Genomic DNA, 4,091 nt, shown 5'->3' with positions numbered 1-4,091 from the left:
CGACACACCCGACGCCGACGGCAACCGCCCCCTCGCCATCCACTCCCAGCCCCACGGCACCAGCACCTGGACCCGCCACGCCACCGGCCGGCTCGCCCCGGCACCGCGGACGTCCACGGCCGAGGCCAAGCTCACCACGTGGCCGCCGCCGCAGGGCGAACTGCTGGACACCGGCGCCCTGTACCAGTACTTCCACGACAACGGCTTCGGATACGGGCCCGCGTTCCAGGGCCTGACGCGGGCCTGGTTCCACCAGGGCAGCGTCTACGCCGAGATCCAGCTGCCCGCCGAGCAGCAGCCCAGCGCCGCCGACTACCACCTGCACCCGGCGCTGCTGGACGCCGCACTGCACGGCATCGCACTCGCCCCCGCGCTCCAGGACGAGGACGGGCAGCTCCCGTTCGCCTGGACCGGAGTCTCGCTGCACGCCACCGGGGCGGGCACCGTGCGCGTCCATCTGGAGCCCCACGGCAACGACAGCCTGGCGGTGACGGTCGCCGACGCGCTCGGGCAGCCGGTGCTCGGCGTGGAGTCGCTGGTGCTGCGCAAGCGGCCCAAGCAGCTGGGCACCACCGGCCAGGGCGGCAACGAGCTCTACCGGCTGGAGTGGGTGGACCCGGCGGAGACCGGGACGGCCACCGCCCCCGCCGCAGCCCCGCCGGCCGGCGGCTTCCCCGAGGTCGGCGCGGCGTCGGAGCTGGCCGCGCTCGCCGAGCGGGACGAGCTGCCCGGCGCGGTCCTCGTCCGGTGCGCACCGGTCGAGGGCGAGACCGGCGCGGCGGTGCGGGAGGCCACCCGCCGGGCGCTGGAGCTGGTGCAGAGCTGGCTGGCCGAGGACCGGTTCGCCGACGCGCGGCTGGTGTTCGTCACCCGGGGCGCGGTCGCGTCCGAGCCGGGGGACGACGTCACCGATCTGCCGCACGCGGCCGTGTGGGGGCTGGTGCGCGCCGCGCAGTCCGAGAACCCGGACCGCTTCGTCCTCGCCGACCTCGACGGCGGCGAGGACGCGCCGGCCGCGCTCGCGGCGTCGCTGGCGTCGCCGGCGTCGGACGAGCCGCAGTTCGTCATCCGCGAGGGGAGGACGCGGGTCGCCAGGCTGGTGGCCGTGACCCCGGCGGACGAACCGGCGGCCGAGCCCGCGGACGAGCCGGCGGACGACGGGCCGCTGGGAGCGGGACAGCGGGCCCTGCCCGACTGGGACACCTCAGGAACGGTGCTGGTCACCGGCGCGACGGGCACCATCGGTAGCGTCATAGCCCGGCACCTGGCCGCCGAGGGCGCCCCGCGGCTGCTGCTCACCAGCCGGCGCGGCATGGACGCCGAGGGCGCGGCCGAGCTCCGCGAGGAGCTGACCGCGCTGGGGGCCGACGCCACGATCGCCCGCGCGGACGCGGCCGACCCCGAGGCGATGGCGGAGCTGCTGGCCACCGTGGACGACAGCCATCCGCTGACCGCCGTCATCCACACCGCGGGGACGCTGGACGACGCCACCATCCCCTCCCTCACGCCCGAGCACCTCGAACGCGTCCTCCCCGCGAAGGTCGACGCGGCCCTCACCCTCCACCGCCTCACCCGGGACAGCGGAGCGTCCCTGACGCTGTTCTCCTCCATCGCGGGCTCGTTCGGCGGGATGGGCCAGGGCAACTACTCGGCGGCGAACGCCTTCCTGGACGCCTTCGCGCAGAGCTGCCGCAGCCGCGGCTTCCCGGTGCAGTCGATGGCCTGGGGCCTGTGGGCGGAGCAGAGCGAGATGACCGGCAAGCTCGGCAGCGCCGACCTGTCCCGGATGGCGCGCAGCGGTGTCCTCCCGTTCTCCTCCGCCGAGGGCGCCGCGCTCTTCGAGGCGGCGCGGGCGGTGGACAGCGCGGTGGTGCTGCCGGTGCGGCTGGACGTGGCCGCGCTGGGCGCCCGCTCCGGGCCGGTTCCCGGGCTGCTGCGCGGCCTGGTGCGGCCGCAGGCGCGCGGGTCCGGCCTCCGCTCGGCGTCCGGCTCCGGCGCCGCGCCGGCCTCGGGCGTCCAGGAGCAGCTGGCGTCGCTGCCCGCGTCCGAGCACGGCCGGGTGCTGCTGGACCTGGTGCTCACGGCGGTGGCGGACGTGCTCGGCTACAGCAGCGCCACGGAGGTGGAGAAGGACCGCGGCCTGCTGGACTTCGGCTTCGACTCGCTGACCGCTGTCGAGCTGCGCAACCGGCTCAGCAAGTCCACCGGGCTGCGGCTGCCGGTGACGCTGCTCTTCGACTATCCGACGTCCCAGGCCATCGCGGACTTCCTCACGGAGAAGCTCGCGGCGGAGGCGGGGGACGCGCCGCTCTCCTTCCCCGAGCTGGACCGGCTGGAGCAGTCGCTGCCCGGGATCGCGGGCGACGAGGAGTCCCGGGCCCGGCTGGCGGCCCGGCTGGAGGAGCTGCTGACCCGGCTCGGGCCGTCCGAGGGCGAGGAAGACCAGGTCGCGGACCGGATCGGAGACGCTTCCGACGACGAGATCTTCGATTTCATCGAGAACGAACTCGGTCTCAACTGAGGGCTGTTGTCCACCTCTGCCGGTAGCCGGAACGACTAGGGAGCACAACGATGAGTGAGGCGAAGCTTCGGGACTACCTGAAGCGTGTGACAACAGATCTGCACCGGACCCGTCAACGGCTGCAGGAGCTGGAGGAGCGGGAGCAGGAGCCGATCGCGATCATCGGCATGGCCTGCCGCTACCCCGGCGGCGTCGGTTCTCCCGAGGAGCTGTGGGAGCTCGTCGCGCAGGGGCGCGACGCCATAGCGGAGTTCCCCACCGACCGGGGCTGGGACCTGGACGCGCTCTACGACCCCGACCCCGACAAGCCGGGCACCAGCTATGCGCGCGAGGGCGGGTTCGTCCACGAGGTCGAGCACTTCGACCCGGACTTCTTCGGCATCTCGCCGCGCGAGGCGCTGGCCATGGACCCCCAGCAGCGGCTCCTCCTGGAGACGGCCTGGGAGGCCATGGAGCGCGCCGGGTACGACCCGACGACGCTCAAGGGCAGCCGGACGGGCGTGTTCGCCGGCGTCATGTACCAGGACTACAGCTCGCGGCTGCGCCAGGTGCCCGACGATGTGGAGGGGTACGTCGGCAGCGGCGGCTCCGGGAGCATCGCGGCAGGCCGGGTCTCGTACACCTTCGGGCTGGAGGGCCCGGCCGTGACCATCGACACGGCCTGCTCCTCGTCGCTGACCGCCCTCCATCTGGCGGCGCACGCGCTGCGCAAGGACGAGTGCGGGCTGGCGCTGGTCGGCGGTTCGATGGTGATGTCGACGCCGTTCGCGTTCGTCGACTTCAGCCGGCAGCGCGGGCTCGCGCTGGACGGCCGGTGCAAGCCGTTCTCGGCCGCGGCGGACGGCACCGGCTGGGGCGAGGGCGTCGGCATGGTGCTGCTGGAGCGGCTGTCCGAGGCCCGGCGCAACGGGCACGAGGTGCTGGCCGTGCTCCGCGGCAGCGCCGTCAACCAGGACGGCGCGTCCAGCGGCCTGACCGCGCCCAACGGCCCCGCGCAGCAGCGGGTGATCCGCGCGGCGCTGGCCGACGCCGGGCTCAAGGCGGGCGAGGTGGACGTCGTCGAGGCGCACGGCACCGGCACCTCGCTCGGCGACCCGATCGAGGCGGGCGCGCTGCTGGCCACGTACGGCAAGGAGCACAGCGCGGACAGCCCGCTGTGGCTGGGCTCGCTGAAGTCCAACATCGGGCACACCCAGGCCGCGGCCGGTGTCGGCGGCGTCATCAAGATGACGATGGCGCTGCGGCACGGGCAGCTGCCCAGGACGCTGCACGCCGACGAGCCCTCGCCGAACGTGGACTGGAGCGAGGGCTCGGTCGAGCTGCTGACCGAGGCGCGGCCGTGGCCGCAGACCGGCCGACCGCGCCGCGCCGCGGTCTCCGCGTTCGGCTTCAGCGGCACCAATGTGCACGTCATCCTGGAGCAGGCGCCGGAGGCGGACGAGGGCGACCAGGAGGGCCAGGACAGCCAGGACGGCCCGGCTGACGGGGTCCTGGAGGCCGCGGCGTCCCCGGCCGTGCTGACCTGGCCGGTGTCCGGCCAGTCCGAGGCCGCGGTACGGGCACAGGCCGC

At 74.6% G+C, this 4,091-nt stretch carries 2 protein-coding genes; both read left to right on the top strand.

Annotated elements, in window-relative coordinates:
• On the top strand, nt 1-2,521 hold a 2,521-nt coding region (locus tag G5C65_RS32655), incomplete at its 5' end, for a type I polyketide synthase (RefSeq protein WP_165302679.1).
• Nucleotides 2,522-2,571: 50 nt separating this feature from the next.
• Nucleotides 2,572-4,091, top strand: a 1,520-nt coding sequence (locus G5C65_RS32650) for a type I polyketide synthase (RefSeq protein ID WP_206442528.1), incomplete at its 3' end; no start/stop codon positions are given.

The sequence above is a fragment of the Streptomyces boncukensis genome (assembly GCF_011045075.1).
GTDB lineage: Bacteria > Actinomycetota > Actinomycetes > Streptomycetales > Streptomycetaceae > Streptomyces > Streptomyces boncukensis.
Note: the sequence above shows the minus strand (reverse complement) of the source record. Positions and strands in the feature narration are given on the sequence as shown.